Below are 18,809 nucleotides of genomic sequence, written 5' to 3' on the forward strand. Positions count from 1 at the left end.
CGCTTACGAATCCGCCTTCGCCGGGGCGGCCGGCTTCGCGTTGTCCGCCAGCGGCGCGGACGGCGCGTCACCGCCCGTCATCGGGACCATGTGCGGCTTCACCTGTTCGCCGGGGCGCACGCGCTGCGTGCCGTTCACGACCACGCGATCGCCTGCCGCGAGGCCGCTCACGATCACGCGCCGGTTGCCGTGCTGCAGCCCCTGCTGCACTTCCCGGTACGACACGCGGCCCTGCTGGTCGACGACGAACACGAACTTCTTGTCCTGGTCGGTGTTGATCGCCGCGTCGTCGACGAGCAGCGCCTCGTGCGGCGCGCTGCCGCCCACCTTCACGCGTGCGTACAGGCCCGGGACGAGCGCACCGTCCGCATTGTCGAAGCGCGCACGCACGCGGATCGTGCCCGACGACGTGTCGAGCCGGTTGTCGACCGAGTCGATCTCGCCGCTGCGCGAGTAGCCGGTTTCGTTCGCGAGGCCGAGCTCGACCGGCACCTTGCGGCCGTTGCGCGCGCCGTTGATGTATTGCAGGTAGGTCTGTTCGTCTGCGTCGAACGATGCGTAGATCGGCGACACCGACACCAGCGTGGTGAGCGGCGCGGCCGACGCACCGGCCGACACGACGTTGCCGAGCGTGATTTCCGCACGCGACACGCGGCCCGACACCGGCGCGGTGATCCGCGTATAGCCGAGGTTGATGCGCGCCGTTTCGAGCGCGGCTTCGGCGGCCTTCAGGTTCGCGGCCGCTTCGCGCGCCGCGTTCTGCTTCTCGTCGTAGTCGCGCTTCGCGATCGCGTTGTCGCCGATCAGCCGCTGTGCGCGCTGCCAGTCGGTCTGCGCGTAACCGTTGCGCGCTTGCGCGGCCGCGAGTTGCGCGGCCGCGCGATCGGTTTCGGCCTGGTACGGGCGCGGGTCGATCACGAACAGCACGTCGCCCTTCTTCACGAGCGCGCCGTCCTTGAAGTTCACCGCGACGATCGTGCCCGACACCTGCGGGCGCATGTCGACTTTCTCGACCGCCTCGAGACGACCCGAATAACTCTGCCAGTCGGTGACGGTCTGCGGTACGACGGTCGCGACGTCGACTTCGGGCAGCGGTGCAGCCGCTTTCTCGGGCGCGTTCGCGTTCACGCGCATCGCGCCGAACGTTCCGAGGCCGACGACGGCAAGCGTCACGATCGCCGCTGTCGCGATTCGGGAACGGGAGGTGCGTAGGATGGCCATGTGGATCTCCAGGTAAGCGTGGATTGGTTCTGGTTATTCGGAACGGTTGGGCTGGCGCGCCTGGAAGCGGCACTGGAAGAAGCGCACGGCTTCCTCGAAGGCGGCTTCATGCGTCGCGAGCGCGGCGTGCGTGATGTCCGGATAGCGGATCACCTGCGTGAGCACGCCCGACGAGATCAGGCAGCCCGCATATTTCTCCGCCTCGACGTGCAGCACGTCGTTCTGCGCGGTGACGACGAGCGTCGGCGGCAGCCCCGCGAGGCGCACCGATTCGAGCGGTGCCGCATACGGGTGCATGCGTTGCGCGGCCTGCGGCAGATACGCGCGATAACAGGCCGCGCATTCGCGCGCGGTGATGTCGGACGCGAGGCGCTCGGCGTCGCCGATGCGCGTCATGCTCGGGTCGAGCATCGGCCCGAACAGCGCCTGCGCGGCGATCGACACTTCGCCGCGATCGCGCGCGATGAACGCGAGGCAGTTCGCGAGCTGGCCGCCCGCGTCGTGACCCGCGACACCGATCTTCTTCGGGTTGCCGCCGAACGCGCGGGCGCGCGTCGCGGCCCACACGGCGGCGCGATACGCATCCTCCGGCGCGGCCGGAAAGGGAAAGGCCGGCGCGAGCGAATAGTCGACCGACACTACGAGAGCTGGTAAGCGTTCTGCTAAAAAGCGCGCGGCGAAATCGGCGTCTTCGAGCGAACCGCGCACGAAACCGCCGCCGTGGAAATAAAGCACTACTGGCAACCCGGTCTTGTCCGGGCGCCGGTACAGGCGCAGCACGATGTCCTGCGCGTAGCCGGGAATTTCCACTTCGGCGACCGTCAGCGCCGCGCCCGCCGTGGCTTGGGCGGGCAACGCGGCCTTCAGGAATTTGCTGAATTCAGAAGCGTCCATGACGATGCAGCATCCATTTCGAGATGGAACGAATTCTGGGTCCGGCAGACATTGGGATAAATGCCTATAATCCGGCAACACAATTCAACGCCCCCGAACAATCCGAGGCTGCGTTTACCCACGAGGTAGCGCAGCCTCTTTGTTCCGGTGGCAAATTAGATTGCGGAGGTTGTGATGGACCGGCTTCAGGCCATGCAGGTGTTTACTCGCGTCGTCGATACAAGCAGCTTCACCAAGGCAGCAGAAACGCTCAGCCTGCCGCGGGCGTCCGTCACGACGATCATCCAGAATCTCGAAGCATTCCTCGGTGTGCGGCTGATGCACCGGACCACGCGCCGGCTGTCGCTCACGCCGGACGGCGCCGCCTACTACGAACGATGCGTGCGAATCCTCGCGGACGTCGAGGAAACCGAGGCAAGCTTCCAGGCGAACAACCGGAAGCCGCACGGAAAGTTGCGTATCGACATGCCGGGCTCGATCGGGCGGCTGCTCGTGATTCCGTCGCTGTGCGAATTTCATACGCGCTACCCGGACATCGACCTGCAGCTCGGCCTGTCCGACCGGCCGGTCGACCTGCTGCAGGAAGGGGTCGATTGCGTGATCCGCGTTGGTGCATTGCAGGACTCGTCGCTCGTCGCGCGCCGGGTCGGCCTGTTCGAATGCGTGACGGTCGCGTCGCCCGACTATCTCGAGCGTCACGGCGAGCCGAAGACGATCGACGACCTGAGCCAGCACAAGGCCGTCAACTACTTCTCGAGCCGCACCGGCCGCACGATCGACTGGACGTTCCTGACCGACGGCCAGGAAGTCGAGATGAAGATGGAGGGCATCGTGTCGGTGAACGATGCCGATGCATACGTGACCTGCGGGATCGAAGGCTTCGGGCTGATCCAGCCGCCGCTCTTCATGGTGCTGCCGCATCTGCGCGAAGGCCGGCTCAAGGAAGTGCTGCCCGGCGTCAAGCCGCTGCCGATGCCGATCTCCGTCGTGTATCCGCACAGCCGCCATCTGTCGCCGAAAGTGCGCGTCTTCGTCGACTGGATCGCCGAGGTGTTCGACCGTTGCCCGCTGCTGAGCGGCAAGGGCAGCCTCGACGCGACGTGCAGCAAGCGTACGTTCGAGGAAGCCGAACGCGCGCCGGTGCTCGACACGCCGGTCATCAACGAGTGGGTCGCGTAAGTGGCTGAACTGCCCGGCTGACCTGATCGTCAGAACCACGTGACCGAACTACGCCGCTGAACCGCACGCGCGGGCTGCAAGGCCCGCGCGGCGTCCCGCCTCCGCGCCACGTCCCCGTACGGCGCGCCAGATCCTTCCCGAATCCGCAGCAAACCTTTGTGCAAGGCGACGCAATCGTGCGCCTGCGTCGTTGCGCGCCGCCGTCGCCCCCGTGCGAGGCCCGCTGCAAGCGGGTTCCAGCGATTTCCGCATAACCCTGCCAGGTGTACGGATGTCGATTGTTCCACTGACACGACAATTCAATTCGCATCTGCCGCATTTATCGCGACGGAACAGATACCTAGAGTAAACCCTGTCGCGCACCTCGTTGCGCACCGAACAGATCCCGCTTGATGGGACCGGAGTCAGCGCTCAGGCGCCAACTCCGAAAGACAGGAGTTAGCCATGAACCGCCGCCATCTTCTCTCCGCCCTGGCCCTCACGCTCGCCGTGTCCGCTCCGGCCTTCGCCGATTCGGGCACGCCGCACGCCGGCGACTACGGCAACACGTCGTGGTACTCGCAGCACAACGGCCCGCGCACGCGCGCCGAAGTGAGCGCGGAAGTCGAGCAGGCCCGCAAGGACGGCACGCTCGCGTACCTGCGCAAGGCGAATTCGTACCCGCAAGGGCTCGAACTCGCGCAAGGCCCGTATCGCTCGTTGCCGGAAAGCAACCAGCTCGCCGGCGGAGGCCGGTAAACGCGCAACGCCGCGCAGCGGGGTGCCCCGTGCGCGGCGTCGCGACACACCTATCGACGATTCGCTGAGTCAGTTAGTTGCAGGAGCACATGATGAACGACCAACTTCCTTCGCCGCTCGATCATTGGGACGACACCACGCCGGTGTGGACGCCTTTCCGTTCGGCCCCGCACTCGCATTGACCACCGACCGAGCCGTCGCCTGACCCTCAACGGCGCGGCACCCCGTCGCGCCACTCGCCCCAGTGCGTCACGATGTCCTGCACGAGCGGGTTGCCCGCGCGATACAGGTTTTCGGTCGCGGGGGCGAAGCCGCCCTGGTCCGCGTAGTTCAGCAGGTTGTCCGCACTCGTCTGCCCCGCATACGGCCGGTCGAAATCGGAGCCGGTACGCAGCACCGCGACGCGCGACAGGTCGACCCGCTTCACGCTCGCCGCACGCTTGAGCGCTTCATACGTCGCGTTGTCTTCCTGTGCGGTCATGCAGTAGGTGCCCTTGCCGTCGGTCAGGATCTTCGTCCACTGGCGCGCCCGCTCGCCGATCAGCGTGCCCGAGAACCACGTGTTGCCCGATGACGTATCGCACTGGATCACCGTCGGCGGCCGGTTCGCCGGCGCGTACGTGAACTTCGCGCGCGCGGCCTGCGCCTGCGCGCTGTCGGCGAGCACGACGTTGCGCGACAGCGCGACCGCGGCGTCGGTGAGCTGCGGGTTGAGCTGGAACACCTCGGTCCGGTAGTCGAGCGGCGGCTTGTCGTTCGGGCTCTTCGTGTTGATGCCGAGAAAGCCGGTATTCCAGCCGGCCGGAATCTCGCGTGCATCGAGCTCCCACTGCAGGCTGAAATCGACGAGGTACTTCGACCACGCGGCCGAGCCGACCGTGCCTTGCGCGGGGTCGACGCCCGCGATGCCGGAGATCAGGAAATACGTGCGGCGCAGATCGAAGCGCTGCGAGAACGTGAGCGCCATGATCGTCGCCGACGCGTTCGCATAACCCATGCCGGTCGTGACCACGCACACGTCCTGCTTGTTGCAGTGGACGTTCGGGTAGTCGGGCGACAGGCCCGGCACGGCGATGTCGCGCCACGGGCCGAGCCGGTCGAGCCAGGCCTGGCCCTCCGGCCCGAACATCGTGATGATCATGACCTTGACCGGGCGGCCCTGTGCACCGGTCTCGGCGAATGCATTGTTGCCCGCGTTGTTGCCCTGGTTGTCCTGCGCGATCGACGGCGCGGTTGCGCAGGCTGCGAGCGAGAATGCAGCGGCGGAAAGAATGGAGCGAGTCAGCATCGGCGTTCCTTGTTTCGATGATGTTGGGTGAGAACGGCTCTCGTAGACTGCGCGACGGAGTATAGAACGGGCGTGCACGTTGCGGAACCCGACTACGAAACGACTCCCCGTGTTTCGTGCAACCGTGCGCGTGTTGCGCAATGCGACGTGCGTCGTAGGTTTCGCACCGTCGCCGTGCATGACAACCATCAGGAATGCTATCGGGTTGGCAGGAACGAACGCCTGCCGACATGCCGCTGCGTATCGCACCCGTCGACATCGATTCCGGCCGGCTCCCGAACCGCTACACGCGCACGAGCCCCGCGATGCCGTAACCGAGCACGACCAGCGCGGCGACCAGATGGCTCGCCGCGAGCCACCCCGGCGATTTCACGATGCGCCCGATCATGCTGCCGCCGAACGCGAACACCAGCTGCCCCGCGAGGCTGCCGGCGAACACGCACGCGGCGCCAAGCAGCCAGTGGCGATGCGCACCGGCCGCAGCCGTCGCATAGCCATAGAACAGCAGGATGGTGAGCGGATTCGCGAGCGTGACGAAGAACATCGATGTGAACGGGCGCGTGCCCGGCGGCCGCGCATCGCCGTCGAGCGTGCGGCGCCGATCCCGCAGCGCCTGCCACAGCATCCGCGTGCCCATTGCGAGCAACACGAGCGCACCAACGACACGAAACAGCGACAGATGCGCCGCGAGCGTGCTCGCCAGCATCGCGCCGAGCGTGAACGCGACGACCGCGTAGCAGCCGTCGGCCGTCGCGACACCCACCGCCGCGCGCACACCGCTTGCGGTGCCGGCGCGCATCCCGTAGTTCGCGATCATCAGCGCAACGGGCCCGACCGACAGCGCAATCATCAGCCCGAACAGGAAATCGTTCATCGGTCGTCGATGCCTTCGATGGAAGGCACCGATTCTAGCGAACGCAAAAATCTCCGCTGCGGCGATTCGGCGTCACGCGACATCGACGCGCGCAGGCCCGTCCACCATCTCGCCGATCACGCCCGCGCGGTCGAAGCCGTCGGCACGGAAGCATGCGAGCACGTCGTCGACGGCCTCGGGCGCGCACGCGACCAGCAGGCCGCCCGACGTCTGCGGGTCGGTCAGCAGCGCCTGCGCGACGGGCGGCAGCGTGTCGGCCAGTCGAACGTCCGCGCCGTACGCGGCCCAGTTGCGGCCCGACGCACCGGTGAACACGCCGTCGGCCACGAACGCCTCGACGCCCGCGAGCCACGGCAGCGACGCGTAGTGCACGCGCGCGGTGAGGTGCGCGCCACGTGCGAGCTCGAGCGTATGGCCGAGCAGCCCGAAGCCCGTGACGTCGGTCAGCGCATGCACGCCCGGCAGCGCGGCGAGGTCGGCGCCCGGACGGTTCAGCTTGGTGGTCGTCGCGATCATCTGCGCGTAACCCGCGGCATCGAGCTGGTTCTTTTTCAGCGCGGCCGACAGCACGCCGACGCCGAGCGGCTTGCCGAGCACGAGCACGTCGCCCGCACGCGCGGCCGCGTTGCGCTTCACGCGCGACGGATGCACGACGCCGATCGCCGCGAGCCCGTAGATCGGCTCGACCGAATCGATCGAATGGCCGCCCGCCACCGGAATGCCGGCGTCCGCGCACACCGATTCGCCGCCGCGCAGCACGGCCGCGATCGTCTCGTGCGGCAGCACGTTGATCGGCATCCCGACCAGCGCGAGCGCGAGGATCGGCTTGCCGCCCATCGCATACACGTCGGACAGCGCGTTGGTCGCGGCGATGCGGCCGAAGTCGAACGGATCGTCGACGATCGGCATGAAGAAGTCGGTGGTCGCGACGATCGCCTGCTCGTCGTTGAGACGGTAGACGGCCGCGTCGTCGGACGTCTCGGTACCGACCAGCAGATCCGGGAACAGCGCGGGCGGCGTCGCGCGCTTCAGCAGCTCGGACAGCACGCCCGGCGCAATCTTGCAGCCGCAGCCGCCGCCGTGCGACAGGCTCGTGAGGCGCGGAACGGCAGGCTGGGCTTGGGTGGCTTCGGTCATCGTCGGCATCCGTTGAATAACAACACGACATTATCGACAATTCCGTGCGAGTGCGCCCGATACCCACATAATGGCGGCGCACTCCCCGCTCCCGCTGCCGCCCGCACCTTCGTCCATGGATCACCTCTTCATCGGCCTCGTGCTGTGCTCCGCGTTGCTGCACGCCATCTGGAATGCCTTCCTCCACGTCAGCGAAGACCGGCTCGTACAGCTCGGCACGATGTCGCTGCCCTATTTCGCGTTCGGCGTCGCCGGCGTCGTGCTGCTGCCCGCGCCGGCACCCGCCGCGTGGCCGTATATCGTCGCGTCGGCCGCGCTCGAGGTCGCGTACTGCTTCACGCTGGCGCGCGCCTATCGCAGCGGCGAGTTCGGGCAGATCTATCCGATCGCGCGCGGGATCTCGCCGCTGCTCGTGTCGGTGCTCGCGCTCGCCTTTCTCCACGAACAGCCGACCCCGTTCGGCTTCGCGGGCATCGCGCTCGTGTCGTTCGGCATCATGTCGCTCGCGCTGCGGCGCGGCTTCCGGTTCTCCGGTGAAGGCGTGCCGTTTGCGCTGCTCACGGGCGTGTTCATCGCCGCGTATTCGATCTGCGACGGCATCGGCTCGCGCGTGTCCGGCAGTGCGCTCGGCTACATCGCGTGGGTGTACGTGCTGTGGAGCGTGCCGCAGTTCGTGCTGGTCTGCGCGGTATGTGGCGGCCCGCGCGCGGTACTCGCCTCGCGCACGGCGCTCACGCAGGGCGCGATCGCCGGCACGATCTCGCTCGCCGCATACGGGATCGTGATCCTCGCGTACCGGTACCTGCCGGTCGGGACGGTGTCGGCGCTGCGGGAAACGAGTTCGATCTTCGCGGTCGCGATCGGCTGGCTCGTGATGCGCGAGCGGCCCGGCGCGCAGCGGCTTGCCGCGTGCGCGCTGGTGGTCGTGGGCGCGGCGCTGATCCGCCTGTAGGCGGTGCGCGCGACACGCGTTCGTCTGCAGGTTGTGCGATCCGCCAGGCGTCAAACCGCGACCGCCACCCCGCCGAATGCCCGCTCGTCGATCGCCTCGGCGAGCGTCGCGAACGCCGTCGCGATCTCGTCCTCCGGCACGCACGCATAACCGAGCAGCAACCCCGACGCCGCACGTTCGCGGTCCGCGTAATAACCCGACAACGGTCGCACGACGATATTGCGTTCGAGCGCGGCCTGCGCGACCGCACGATCGTCGACGCCTTCCGGCAACTGCGTGACCAGATGCAGCCCGGCATCGCTGCCGAGCGCGTGCAGCGTGTCGCCATAGCGTTGCGCGACCGCGTCGAGCAGCACCTCGCGGCGCTGCCCGTACAGCGTGCGCATCTTGCGGATATGCGACACGAAGTGCCCTTCCGCGATGAATTCGGCAAGCACCGCCTGCTGCAGCAACTGCCCTTCGCGGTACAACTCGGCGCTCGCGGTCGCGAAACTCTCCGCGAGCGGCTCGGGCGCGACCAGGTAGCCGACCCGCAGCCCCGGGAACAGCGTCTTGCCGAAACTGCCGACGTAGATCACCTGCCCGGCCGTGTCGAGCCCCTGCAGCGACGCAAGCGGGCGGCTGCCGTAGCGGAATTCACTGTCGTAGTCGTCCTCGATGATCCAGCAACCGTGCTGGCGTGCGTATTCGAGCAGCATGCGCCGCCGCGCGAGGCTCATCACCATCCCGAGCGGATACTGGTGCGACGGCGTGACGAGCATCAGCTTCGGCGGTTCGGCGAGATCGGCCGCCGACGGGGCGATGCCTTCCTCGTCGACCGGGATCGGCCGCGTCGTCAGCCCCGACACGTTCAGCACGCTGCGCACGCCCCAGTAGCACGGGTCCTCGGTCCAGATCGCGTCGCCCGGGTCGGTCAGCAGCCGTACCGCGAGGTCGATCGACTGGTGGATGCCGGTCGTAATCACGATCTGCTCGGGCGTGCAGCGCACCGAGCGCGACGTGCGCAGGTAATCTGCCAGCGCCTCGCGCAGCAGCGCGAGCCCGCCGCCCGGCGCGTAGGTCAGCAGGTCAGGGCGCAGCCGCCGCCAGTATTTGTTGTGCAGCCGCGTCCACACGCGCGCGGGAAAGCGCGACACATCGGGCACGCCCGGCATGAACGCGCCGCCCTGCCGTTTCGACACGCCGGCCCCTTCGACGAGCCGCGTGCCGCGCGCCGACAGCCGCCGCGCGGACGGCTGCACGAACGCCGGGTGGGTGGCGGCCGCGTCGGGCGGTGCTCCGACGATCTCGTCGGGCGCGCTGTCGGCCACGAACGTACCGCGGCCGGTCGCCGAGTTCACATAACCTTCGAGCGCAAGCTGTTCGTAAACCTGCGTGACCGTGTTGCGCGCGATCCCGAGTTCGGCCGCGAGGAGCCGCGACGACGGCACGCGCGTGCCGGCCGGCAGTTCACGCGACAGGATCGCCTGTTGCAGCAGCCGGTGAAGCTGCCGGTAGATCGGCTGTTCGCCGCCTCGCACGAGGCGCTGCGCCAGCCAGTCCGACAACACGCTCGCGCGCATGATTGGCTCCTGAATATTTATTGAAATGGCTCTGATTGCCAGAGCCAAATGTGATTATAGTCGCCTCCATGGGCTGTCGAAGCGCCCGATTTTCACCTCACCGGAAAGAACATCAAGGAGATGACCGTGAAGAATGCCGACCTGCAGGCCCGCAAGAACGCCGCCACCCCGCGCGGCGTCGGCGTGATGTGCGATTTCTACGCAGCCCGCGCCGAGAACGCGGAACTGTGGGATGTCGAAGGCCGCCGCTTCATCGATTTCGCCGCCGGCATCGCGGTGCTGAACACCGGCCACCGCCACCCGAAGATCGTCAAGGCGATCGCGGACCAGCTGAACAACTTCACGCACACTGCTTACCAGATCGTCCCGTACGCGTCGTACGTCGAGCTGGCCGAGAAGATCAACGCACGCGCGCCGGGCGATTTCCCGAAGAAGACCGCGTTCTTCACGACCGGCGCGGAAGCCGTCGAGAACGCGATCAAGATCGCACGCGCGGCCACCGGCCGTCCGGGCGTCATCGCCTTCTCGGGCGGTTTCCACGGCCGCACGATGATGGGCATGGCGCTGACCGGCAAGGTCGCCCCGTACAAGCTGAACTTCGGCCCGTTCCCGGGCGACGTGTTCCACGCGCCGTACCCGAACGCCGTGCACGGCGTGACGACGGCCGACTCGATCAAGGCGATCGAGATGCTGTTCAAGGCCGACATCGATCCGAAGCGCGTGGCCGCGATCATCTTCGAACCGGTCCAGGGCGAAGGCGGCTTCAACCCGGCGCCGGCCGAATTCGTGCGCGCGCTGCGCAAGATCTGTAACGAACACGGCATCCTGCTGATCGCCGACGAAGTGCAGACGGGCTTCGCGCGTACCGGCAAGCTGTTCGCGATGCAGCATTACGACGTGCTGGCCGACCTGATCACGATGGCGAAGAGCCTCGCGGGCGGCATGCCGCTGTCGGGCGTCGTCGGCCGTGCCGACCTGATGGACGCGGCAGCGCCCGGCGGCCTCGGCGGCACGTATGCGGGCAACCCGCTGGCCGTCGCATCGGCGCATGCCGTGCTCGAGATCATCGACGAAGAGAAGCTGTGCGAGCGTGCCACGCAACTCGGCGACGTGCTGAAGGCGAAGCTGAACGCGCTGCAGGCCGACATGCCGCAGATCGCCGACGTGCGCGGCCCGGGCGCGATGGTCGCGGTCGAGTTCCTGAAGCCGGGTTCGGGCGAGCCGGATGCGGAATTCACGAAGCGCGTGCAGGCACGTGCGCTCGAGCGCGGCCTGCTGCTGCTCGTGTGCGGCGTGTACTCGAACGTCGTGCGCTTCCTGTTCCCGCTGACGATCCCGCAAGCCGTGTTCGACGAAGCGCTCGTGATCCTCGAGGAAGTGCTGAAGGAAACGGTCGGCGTGCCGGCCTGAGTTCCTGCCTTCTGAATGCGCCGCCGCCGTCGTCAAGACGGCGGCGGCCTTTTTATCCGTCATCTTCAAAGCAGGCGATTCATATGAGCACTGTTCAGGAAACCCTGGCACTGAAAGATCCGTCGCTGTTCCGCCAGCAGGCGTACGTCAACGGCGAATGGCAAGGCGCGACGAACGGCGAGACGTTCGAAGTCCGCAACCCGGCGACGGGCGGCCTGCTCGGCACGGTGCCGGCGATGGGCACGGCCGAGACGCGTCACGCGATCGAAGCCGCGAACGCCGCATGGCCGGCGTGGCGCAAGAAGACCGCGAAGGAACGCGCGGTCGTCCTGCGCAAGTGGCACGACCTGATGATGGAAAACGCCGACGACCTCGCGCTGATCCTGACGACCGAGCAGGGCAAGTCGCTGGCCGAAGCGAAGGGCGAGATCGGCTATGCCGCATCGTTCCTCGAATGGTTCGCGGAAGAAGGCAAGCGCGTGTATGGCGACACGATCCCGACGCCGGCGAGCGACAAGCGCATCGTCGTGACGAAGGAAGCGATCGGCGTGTGCGCGGCGATCACGCCGTGGAACTTCCCGGCGGCGATGATCACGCGCAAGGTCGGCCCGGCGCTCGCCGCGGGCTGCCCGATCGTCGTGAAGCCGGCCGAGGCGACGCCGTTCTCCGCGCTCGCGATGGCCGTGCTGGCCGAGCGTGCGGGCGTGCCGGCCGGCGTGTTCAGCGTCGTCACGGGCGACCCGAAGGCGATCGGCGGCGAACTGACGTCGAACCCGATCGTGCGCAAGCTGTCGTTCACCGGCTCGACGCCGGTCGGCCGCCTGCTGATGTCGCAATGCGCGGCGACGGTCAAGAAGGTGTCGCTGGAGCTTGGCGGCAACGCGCCTTTCATCGTGTTCGACGACGCCGATCTCGACGCGGCCGTGCAGGGCGCGATCGCATCGAAGTACCGCAACAGCGGCCAGACCTGCGTGTGCACGAACCGCTTCTACGTGCATGAAGCCGTGTACGACCAGTTCGCGCAGAAGCTCGCGGCTGCCGTCGGCCAGTTGAAGGTGGGCCGCGGCACCGAGCCGGGCGTCACGCAAGGCCCGCTGATCAACGAAGCCGCGGTGCTGAAGGTCGAGGCGCACATCGAGGACGCGCTCGCGAAGGGCGCGACCGTCGTGACGGGCGGCAAGCGCCACGCGCTGGGCCACGGCTTCTTCGAGCCGACCGTGCTGACGGGCGTCACGCCGGCGATGAAGGTCGCGAAGGAAGAGACGTTCGGGCCGCTCGCGCCGCTGTTCAAGTTCAGCAGCGACGACGAAGTGATCCGCCTCGCGAACGACACCGAGTTCGGCCTCGCCGCTTACTTCTACAGCCGCGACATCGGCCGCGTGTGGAAGGTCGCCGAAGCGCTCGAATACGGGATGGTCGGCGTGAACACCGGCCTGATCTCGAACGAAGTCGCACCGTTCGGTGGCGTGAAGCAATCGGGCCTCGGCCGCGAAGGCTCGCACTACGGCATCGACGACTACGTCGTGATCAAGTACCTCTGCCTCGCCGTCTGACGGTTCAGGGCCTGGCACCGCTTCGGTGACAGGCCCTGACCGCCCGGCCGGAACCGGGCGGTCCGACGCGGGCCGGCGTCCCTCTCCGTCGCGCCCGCGTCGCCTCGATACGCACGAGATCGCCACGCTCTGCGTACCCTGTTTCGATCGCTGTATCCGCCGATACGTCATATCGCGCGCGAATCTCGGTCAAGTCTCGTTTCTCATTTCAGTGCAAGCCGCTGGGTAGAGCGTTCCGCCTCGATGCGGGGTGCACGCGCTTGAACACTTCCCCTGACAACCCGGTGTGCGCAGAGTCAGCACACGCAGTCGCCGCTACAGCTGGTGACGCCGTGACACATGTTCACAGTCGCCGGCGTGTAGTACGAGTGGGGAGTTTCCCGGTCGCGCTCTGCTCGCTCCCTTCGCCTCGGCCTCGACGATCGCTTCACATCATCAATTTCCATTGGACTCCAAAATAAAAATCGTACTGGTTCTATCGACAAGGAAAATCTTACCGGCCACTGTCTGTAGCTCATCCATACACAAGGCATCCGAGTCCATGAAAGAAGAGCATGCCGCCTGCCCTTACTTTCTTCGCTCGTTGATCCGTCTTTACGCGACGGTGCGGCGGCTACACACGCCGCCGATCATCGCAGTTGAAGATGTCACGATCGATCAATACGCGATTCATGGCCCGGAGTCAGTCGATTGGGTTTTTGCGAACCTGGATTGAGGAGATGACCATGAGCCGACGAGCAATCAGGAACGGTGACGCTACGACGACAGGCGGAATCGTCATCGCTGGCACAGCAAGCATATTCGTGGACGACAAGCACATTGCGTTAGACGGCGACAAAGCGACGTGTGGAAATTGCGAGGGAAAGTTTCCGATAGCGGGAAGTGCGGTATCCGTCGTCGGTAACGGACGTGCCGTAGCCGTCGAGGGCGACGCGGTACTTTGTCCATGCGGTCAAAACTTTTTAGTCGCGAGCAATGACTGCATGTTTTTCATTGGCAGCAGCAGCGGCCATCGCTCGGCGCCCCCGTTCACCGGATATTCGGCATTCGCACCCACGCGCTACGCGCCGGCATCGGACATTTACAGCGATCAATTTGTGATCCGCGACGTGAGGACGAAGCAACCGTTAAGCAACGTACGCTATTGGATCAAGGATCGATTCGATAACGTGCTGGCGTCCGGCGTGAGTGACCGGCAGGGCTGTACTGTGCGCGTACGAACCGAACGTGCGCAGGCATTGAAGCTGGTCATCGAGGACTGAAACGATGGGAAACCAAACTACCGTCGCCGAGACAACAACAAACACCACCGCAGGATCGCAGACATTTGCCGATGTTGACTTGCGACCGATCTGCGAAAACATGACCAACTCGGAATTCCGCAAGGTTTTTTCCGTAGCGCAAGGACGAGCGATTGACCGGTTGACGATCCGCATTGCTGATTTACAAAAGTGGTCGAAGGTCGATAAGGGCCGGGTATTCAAATGGTTCGGTCGAAACGACGAGCGCACGCGTATGCACCTACTCACCGGCCTGACGAAAGTGCTTGCCGTGGTTCGAGCATTCAACGAGAACAATGTGGTTCGAAGCGGCAGCGCTGGCGATCTTGCGACGGGTTGCACGCCTCACCCACGAGGAACGACAAACGAGGCCGCCCACGTATGCGCGCCGGACACGGCAACCCACACGATCGCCATCAGTGGGCGATTCTGCACGATGCGCCCGTGGACAGCGAACGCTGATTCGCACGTGTCAACTATCATTCACGAAGCCACCCATTTCCAAGACACCATGTCGTCGACCGATGACCAATACACGATTACGCCCTTGCTCCCCGGTTGGGGACGGTCAAACCCAGACTTGGCAATCAACAATGCCGACAGCATCGCGGGGTACGTTGTTGACATTGAATAAGGTCGTCACTGCCGCCGCGCTCGTGTTGAGCTGCGCACATACGGCGTTCGCATGCGATGGTCCGTCGAACATGCCCGGTTGGGATTTTGATGTTCGATTCGACAACAATTCAAGCGACCTATCTACCTCCGAGCTGGCGAAGCTCTCCGTATGGTCGAACAACATGCGCAATCGCTTCCCCATTGTCGATGTGGTGTCGGTTGTCGGATTGGCCGAGCCGACGGAACGAAGCGCGCAAGAGCTTGCGCACCGACGCGCAGCGAACGTCAAAAGCGCGCTAGATCAATTCTTGATTCGGGGCGAACGAAATTCGATGATCGCGCGAATCTACAAACTGCCGTTTCCCCCGAGCGAGTTTGACGACAACGGGCGGCGCGTCGAGATCACATTCGGTCCGGGGTGCCCCAACCACTGCTGCCCGAACCTGAATCCCATACCCAGGGCGCAATGACATAGCAGGACACGCCCAAACCGGCCCGCACAACGCGGGCCGCCTTCCTCCTGCTTCACGCGCCCCCACCATCACCGAAACACGTTCACCGCCTCCACCAGCCGCGTCGCCTGCTGCTTCAGGCTCTCCGATGCCGCCGTGCTCTGCTCGACCAGCGCCGCGTTCTGCTGCGTGATGTTGTCCAGGTGCACCACCGCCTGATCGACCTGCGCAACCCCCGTGCTCTGCTCCGCCGTCGACGAGCTGATCTCCGCGATCAGATCCGACACGCGCTTCACCTGCGTGACGATGTCCTCCATCGTCTTGCCCGCGCCGTCGACGATCCGCGCACCCGATTCGACGCGCTCGACGCTCGCGCCGATCAGCGTCTTGATCTCCTTCGCCGCGTTCGCGCTGCGCTGCGCGAGCGCCCGCACCTCGCCCGCCACCACCGCGAAACCGCGCCCCTGATCACCGGCGCGCGCCGCTTCAACGGCCGCATTCAGCGCCAGGATGTTGGTCTGGAACGCGATGCCGTCGATCACGCCGATGATGTCCGAGATCTTCCGCGAGCTGGCGGTGATGTCGTTCATCGTCGCCACCACCTCGCTCACCGCCTGCCCGCCGCGCCCGGCGGCTTCGCTCGCCGACACCGACAACTGGTTCGCCTGCAGCGCCGTCTCCGCATTGCTCGACACGGTCGCCGTCATCTCGGCCATCGATGCGGCCGTCTGCTGCACGCTCGTCGAAGCCTGCTCGGTGCGCGCGCTCAGGTCGTTGTTGCCCTGCGCGATCTCGTTGCTCGCGCGCTGCACGTTCAGCACCTGCTCGCTGACATCGTCGACGAGCCAGCGGAACATCAGCCCGAGCTGGTTGATCGTGCGCAGCGTCATGCCGATCTCGTCGACACGATTCATCCGCACGCCGCTGCGGCTCTCGCCGGTCGCGACGCGCAACGCCTCGTCGCGCAACTGCACGAGCGGGCGCGCAATCTGCGCATCGAGCCACAGCCCCGCGGCCACCGCGGCGCCGGCCGTCACCGCCGCGAACGCGGCGAGCCCGCCACCGGCCAGCCCGCACGCCCATGCGCCAGCCACCACGACCGGCGCAAACCCGCACAGCGCCGCATGGAGCCGCGCGCGCACCGACATCGTCTGGAACAGCGACGTGAAACCGGCCACGCCCTTGCGGACGATCAACCCCTTGTGAAAATGCCGGTTGCCGGCCCGCCCTTCGCGGAAGTCCTTGTAGAGCGCCTCCGCGGCCGCGATCTCGTCGCGCGTCGCCTTCGTGCGCACCGACATGTAGCCCTTCGGCTCGCCGTTGCGCATCACGGGTATCGCGTTCGCACGCACCCAGTAGTGGTCGCCGTTCTTGCGGCGGTTCTTCACGAGCGCGGTCCACGGCTCGCCGCCCTTGAGCGTCGCCCACATGTCGGCGAACGCCTCCTTCGGCATGTCCGGATGCCGCACGACGTTGTGCGGCTGGCCCTCGATCTCTTCGGGAGAAAACCCGCTGACCTGGATGAATGCCGCGTTCGCGTAGGTAATGTAGCTGTTCGCGTCGGTGGTCGACATCAACGTCGCGTCGTCGGGAAAATCGAATTCGCGTTGCGTGACGGGCTGGTTGTTGCGCATGGTGTGGAGCTCCGGGTAACGGATCTTGCGTCCGCTTGTCGATTGATTCGCGACCCTGCACATTGCGGTCAATCCGCATGCGCATTGGTCATGCTCCTGCACTTTCGGCAACTTTTACGAAAACATTATGCCTTGCCCGGGTAAATATGCATTAAAAATGCATCACCTTGTCTTTACCGAACAATTCGTTTACTGATGAAACTAAACACCATGCCGGACAACGGTTTTCCGGATATTCGTCTGATTAATTCGCGTAATTCGCCAAAATCGATTCAATGCATAAATGCAGAATCTTGAATACGAATATTTCTCGTTTCGCGTATTTTGATTGAATCGAAAAACCTGAACGCGCATTGCGCGCGTCAATCACGATGTCACGATGCATCGATCGGGCGCGCACATGGCGTGCGCGCCCCGACGATCACCGGAACACGTTCACCGCATCCACGAGACGCGTTGCCTGTTGCTTCAGGCTCTCCGATGCCGCCGTGCTCTGCTCGACCAGCGCCGCGTTCTGCTGCGTGATGTTGTCCAGGTGCACCACCGCCTGGTCGACCTGCGACACCCCGGTGCTCTGCTCGGCCGTCGACGAGCTGATCTCCGCGATCAGATCCGACACGCGCTTCACCTGCGCGACGATGTCCTCCATCGTCTTGCCGGCCTCGTCCACGCGCCGCGCGCCCGACTCGACGCGCTCGACGCTCGCGCCGATCAGCGTCTTGATCTCCTTCGCCGCGTTCGCGCTGCGCTGCGCGAGCGCCCGCACCTCGCCGGCAACCACCGCGAAGCCGCGCCCCTGTTCGCCGGCGCGGGCCGCTTCCACGGCCGCGTTCAGCGCAAGGATGTTGGTCTGGAACGCGATGCCGTCGATCACGCCGATGATGTCCGAGATCTTTCGCGAGCTGGCGGTGATGTCGCTCATCGTCGCGACGACCTCGCCCACCGCCTGCCCGCCGCGCCCGGCCGCTTCGCTCGCCGACATCGCGAGCCGGTTCGCCTGCAGCGCGGTCTCCGCGTTGCTGTCGACGGTCGCCGTCATCTCGGCCATCGACGCAGCCGTCTCCTGCACGCTCGACGCCGCCTGCTCGGTGCGCGCGCTCAGGTCGTTGTTGCCCTGCGCGATCTCGTTGCTCGCGCGCTGCACGTTGTGCACCTGCTCGCTGACGTCGTCGACGAGCCAGCGGAACATCAGCCCGAGCTGGTTGATCGTGCGCAGCGTCATGCCGATCTCGTCGACGCGGTTCATCCGCACGCCGCGCCGGCTCTCGCCGGTCGCGACGTTCAGCGCCTGGTCGTGCAGCCGCTTCAGCGGACGCACGATCTGCGCATCGAGCCACAGGCCGGCCGCCGCCGCCACGCCGACCGTCACGCCGGCAAATGCCGCGAGGCCGCCACCGGCGAGCCCGCACGCCCAGCCCGCGCCGACGACCGCCGGCGCAAGCACGCACAGCGCCGAATGCACGCGCGCCCGCACCGACATCGTCTGCGACAGCGACGCGATACGCAGCAGCCCCGTGCGGATCACCAACCCCTTGTGGAACCGGCGCTGGCCGGCCTTGCCGTCGCGGAACGCGCGATACAGCGCATCGGCGGCCGCGCTCTCGTCGTGCGGCGCCTTCGTGCGCACCGACATGTAGCCCTGCGGCTCGCCGTTGCGCATCACGGGTATCGCGTTCGCGCGCACCCAGTAATGATCGCCGTTCTTGCGGCGGTTCTTCACGAGCGCGGTCCACGGTTCGCCGCGCTGGAGCGTCGCCCACATGTCGGCAAACGCCTCGCGCGGCATGTCCGGGTGGCGCACGACGTTGTGCGGCTGGCCGACGAGTTCCTCGGTCGTGAAGCCGCTCACCTGCGCGAACGTCGTGTTGGCGTAGGTGATGATGCTGTCTGCATCGGTCGTCGACATCAGCGTGACGTCGTCGGGAAAATCGAATTCCTGTTGGGTAACGGGCTGGTTATTACGCATGCAAGGCTCCGAAAGGCGGATCTGTCGTCCGCGTCGCGCTGAAATCACGCTCAG

General features: G+C 66.0%; 17 protein-coding genes. 9 read left to right on the forward strand and 8 right to left on the reverse strand.

Annotated features, from left to right (window positions below):
• Window positions 1–3: 3 nt before the first annotated feature.
• Together ceoA and FOZ70_RS31705 are read right to left on the reverse strand one after the other, a co-directional pair.
• Window positions 4–1,221, reverse strand: a complete 1,218-nt coding sequence (gene ceoA / locus FOZ70_RS31700) for a multidrug efflux RND transporter periplasmic adaptor subunit CeoA (RefSeq protein WP_219707524.1) — start codon at window positions 1,219–1,221, stop codon at window positions 4–6.
• A gap of 33 nt (window positions 1,222–1,254) precedes the next feature.
• A complete protein-coding gene (locus FOZ70_RS31705) occupies window positions 1,255–2,115 on the reverse strand; it encodes an alpha/beta hydrolase (protein ID WP_021156405.1) in 861 nt (286 codons plus the stop codon).
• A 174-nt stretch (window positions 2,116–2,289) separates the two neighbouring features.
• Between FOZ70_RS31705 and ceoR the strand changes: the two genes are divergently transcribed.
• Window positions 2,290–3,294, forward strand: coding sequence for a putative multidrug efflux transcriptional regulator CeoR (ceoR, locus tag FOZ70_RS31710; RefSeq protein ID WP_021156406.1), 1,005 nt, complete (start codon window positions 2,290–2,292; stop codon window positions 3,292–3,294).
• Window positions 3,295–3,738: 444 nt separating this feature from the next.
• Entirely contained in the window at window positions 3,739–4,032 is a 294-nt protein-coding gene (locus FOZ70_RS31715; protein ID WP_042972716.1) for a DUF4148 domain-containing protein, read from the forward strand.
• Between the two features lie 208 nt (window positions 4,033–4,240).
• Here the strand turns inward: FOZ70_RS31715 and FOZ70_RS31720 are convergent, their stop codons facing one another.
• The 3 genes from FOZ70_RS31720 to selD all read right to left on the reverse strand — a co-directional run bounded on the left by FOZ70_RS31720 (window position 4,241) and on the right by selD (window position 7,331).
• Complete coding sequence (locus FOZ70_RS31720) at window positions 4,241–5,320, reverse strand: purine nucleoside permease (RefSeq protein WP_021156407.1); 1,080 nt, start codon at window positions 5,318–5,320, stop codon at window positions 4,241–4,243.
• 283 nt (window positions 5,321–5,603) lie between these two features.
• Window positions 5,604–6,194 (reverse strand): LysE family transporter, encoded by a 591-nt coding sequence (locus tag FOZ70_RS31725; RefSeq protein WP_048023438.1) that lies wholly within the window; start codon window positions 6,192–6,194, stop codon window positions 5,604–5,606.
• Window positions 6,195–6,266: 72 nt separating this feature from the next.
• Complete coding sequence (gene selD, locus FOZ70_RS31730) at window positions 6,267–7,331, reverse strand: selenide, water dikinase SelD (protein WP_081058882.1); 1,065 nt, start codon at window positions 7,329–7,331, stop codon at window positions 6,267–6,269.
• Window positions 7,332–7,446: 115 nt separating this feature from the next.
• On the opposite strand from selD, the gene FOZ70_RS31735 reads away from it, so the two are divergent.
• On the forward strand, window positions 7,447–8,283 hold the full coding sequence (locus tag FOZ70_RS31735; RefSeq protein ID WP_219707525.1) for a DMT family transporter: 837 nt from the start codon (window positions 7,447–7,449) through the stop codon (window positions 8,281–8,283).
• A 50-nt stretch (window positions 8,284–8,333) separates the two neighbouring features.
• On the opposite strand, the gene FOZ70_RS31740 is transcribed toward FOZ70_RS31735, so the two are convergent.
• The gene (locus tag FOZ70_RS31740) at window positions 8,334–9,845 is read right to left on the reverse strand and encodes a PLP-dependent aminotransferase family protein (RefSeq protein WP_021156411.1); all 1,512 of its coding nucleotides are present in this window, start codon (window positions 9,843–9,845) and stop codon (window positions 8,334–8,336) included.
• Window positions 9,846–9,971: 126 nt separating this feature from the next.
• On the opposite strand from FOZ70_RS31740, the gene FOZ70_RS31745 reads away from it, so the two are divergent.
• The 6 genes from FOZ70_RS31745 to FOZ70_RS31770 all read left to right on the forward strand — a co-directional run bounded on the left by FOZ70_RS31745 (window position 9,972) and on the right by FOZ70_RS31770 (window position 15,173).
• The gene (locus FOZ70_RS31745; RefSeq protein WP_219707526.1) at window positions 9,972–11,255 is read left to right on the forward strand and encodes a 4-aminobutyrate--2-oxoglutarate transaminase; all 1,284 of its coding nucleotides are present in this window, start codon (window positions 9,972–9,974) and stop codon (window positions 11,253–11,255) included.
• An 83-nt stretch (window positions 11,256–11,338) separates the two neighbouring features.
• A complete protein-coding gene (gene gabD, locus FOZ70_RS31750; RefSeq protein ID WP_069255000.1) occupies window positions 11,339–12,808 on the forward strand; it encodes an NADP-dependent succinate-semialdehyde dehydrogenase in 1,470 nt (489 codons plus the stop codon).
• A gap of 541 nt (window positions 12,809–13,349) precedes the next feature.
• Window positions 13,350–13,523 (forward strand): hypothetical protein, encoded by a 174-nt coding sequence (locus FOZ70_RS31755; RefSeq protein ID WP_155631051.1) that lies wholly within the window; start codon window positions 13,350–13,352, stop codon window positions 13,521–13,523.
• A gap of 10 nt (window positions 13,524–13,533) precedes the next feature.
• Window positions 13,534–14,070, forward strand: coding sequence for a PAAR domain-containing protein (locus FOZ70_RS31760; protein WP_059496451.1), 537 nt, complete (start codon window positions 13,534–13,536; stop codon window positions 14,068–14,070).
• Window positions 14,071–14,074: 4 nt separating this feature from the next.
• Complete coding sequence (locus FOZ70_RS31765; RefSeq protein WP_048028574.1) at window positions 14,075–14,722, forward strand: M35 family metallo-endopeptidase; 648 nt, start codon at window positions 14,075–14,077, stop codon at window positions 14,720–14,722.
• Window positions 14,715–15,173, forward strand: coding sequence for a hypothetical protein (locus FOZ70_RS31770; RefSeq protein WP_230954025.1), 459 nt, complete (start codon window positions 14,715–14,717; stop codon window positions 15,171–15,173). The genes FOZ70_RS31765 and FOZ70_RS31770 overlap by 8 nt, the downstream gene beginning before the upstream one ends.
• Before the next feature lie 71 nt (window positions 15,174–15,244).
• Here FOZ70_RS31770 and FOZ70_RS31775 read toward each other — a convergent pair whose 3' ends face one another.
• Entirely contained in the window at window positions 15,245–16,789 is a 1,545-nt protein-coding gene (locus FOZ70_RS31775) for a PAS domain-containing methyl-accepting chemotaxis protein (RefSeq protein ID WP_021156417.1), read from the reverse strand.
• A 421-nt stretch (window positions 16,790–17,210) separates the two neighbouring features.
• Window positions 17,211–18,755, reverse strand: a complete 1,545-nt coding sequence (locus FOZ70_RS31780) for a PAS domain-containing methyl-accepting chemotaxis protein (RefSeq protein ID WP_059591008.1) — start codon at window positions 18,753–18,755, stop codon at window positions 17,211–17,213.
• Window positions 18,756–18,809: the final 54 nt, after the last annotated feature.

The sequence above is a fragment of the Burkholderia sp. COPS genome (genome assembly GCF_019425585.1).
GTDB classification, from domain to species: Bacteria; Pseudomonadota; Gammaproteobacteria; order Burkholderiales; family Burkholderiaceae; genus Burkholderia; species Burkholderia cepacia.